We start from the raw sequence: 1,171 nt of genomic DNA, 5'->3' as shown, positions 1-1,171 counted from the left end.
TTTTTATCGCGTTGGTTACAATGGGATCTTATCAATGTCATCGAGCAAGCGAAAGAGAAACGTTATAACGACGCGGCATAAAAAGAAAACCTTGTTACGTAAAGACGGACAAGGCTTTCTCAAGCTCATCAACCTAGAGATAACAAAATCCGTCCTGTATCGCAACTTGGTTATAGGATTACTGAGTACATTCTACGCCATATTGCTTACATACAATATTGAGATGTTGGATTGAAGAAACAATCCCGCTATTCCAAGAAAAAGCAAGGATGGGGGATTGTTGGTCATCACAAACAGAAAAACTTAAGGCTGGCATTTGCGACTATTTTTATACCGTTTACAAAATGGGCTATTTAAGCGCTTTTCGACACTTCGTTGTGGAATGACAGTGCCAGGCTGACAAATGGGAAGGTTTTTATAAGTGCTTCTTTTCCTCAGCCGTTAAATAACATGATTGAGGGAACAATCCCGCCATTCCAAGCAAAAGCAAGGATGGGGGATTGTTGATTACCAGCAGCAAGGATTAAGGTTTGCATTCAGGTTGTACTGGACTTTTTTTACAAAACGGGCTATTTAAGCGCTTTTCGACACTTCGTTGAGGGATGCTATTTAAGCGCTTTTCGACACTTCGTTGTGGAATCACAGCGCCTGGACGACAAATAGGGAGGTTTTCCTCTTTAAAATTTTCACACCAAGTTCCTACCTCTTTTTCAAGTTTATCACGGAATCCCGCTTGGATCATGCAAGCATAAATTGTTGCACTATCATTGTAGCTCAAGCGCCTATTTTCTCTATCAAGATATTCAGGACTCGGCATTCCACATTCCAACAATGCTTTTGCTACCTCAGTAAAATCTGCACCAGGCTTCTCCCACCCATATACGTTGCCTCGAGGAGGCTTATCGATGTTTTCAATACCACATCCAGCTATACTTAATAGAACTGTCCCACTCAATAGTTTTAAGATTTGTTTCATTTTTTCCTCCCTGATTTATTTGAATCAATTTGTATACGGAGAGGTAAACCATAATCATGTTGGCATATTGAACTCGCATTACCATAACAAGCATGAGGGCTAGGATAACTCCATATTATTTTCTCTGCTTCTTTCACTGCACTACTACCAAGGGGTCTCGTTTCGACATTCCGCCGTCATGTGACCAATGGATCT

General features: G+C 40.8%; 1 protein-coding gene. It reads right to left on the bottom strand.

Annotation, left to right across the window (positions count from 1 at the left end; all coding sequences use genetic code 11):
• Positions 1-523: 523 nt before the first annotated feature.
• Complete coding sequence (locus tag MCO_RS05825; RefSeq protein WP_007553215.1) at positions 524-976, bottom strand: hypothetical protein; 453 nt, start codon at positions 974-976, stop codon at positions 524-526.
• Positions 977-1,171 lie beyond the last annotated feature (195 nt).

The sequence above is a fragment of the Bartonella sp. DB5-6 genome (genome assembly GCF_000278115.1).
GTDB lineage: Bacteria > Pseudomonadota > Alphaproteobacteria > Rhizobiales > Rhizobiaceae > Bartonella > Bartonella refiksaydamii.
This window is presented reverse-complemented; position numbering and strand designations above follow the sequence as displayed.

Excerpts from the sequence above, each read along its gene's own strand:
- MCO_RS05825 (WP_007553215.1), bottom strand. The coding sequence starts at position 976 with ATGAAACAAATCTTAAAACTATTGAGTGGGACAGTTCTATTAAGTATA.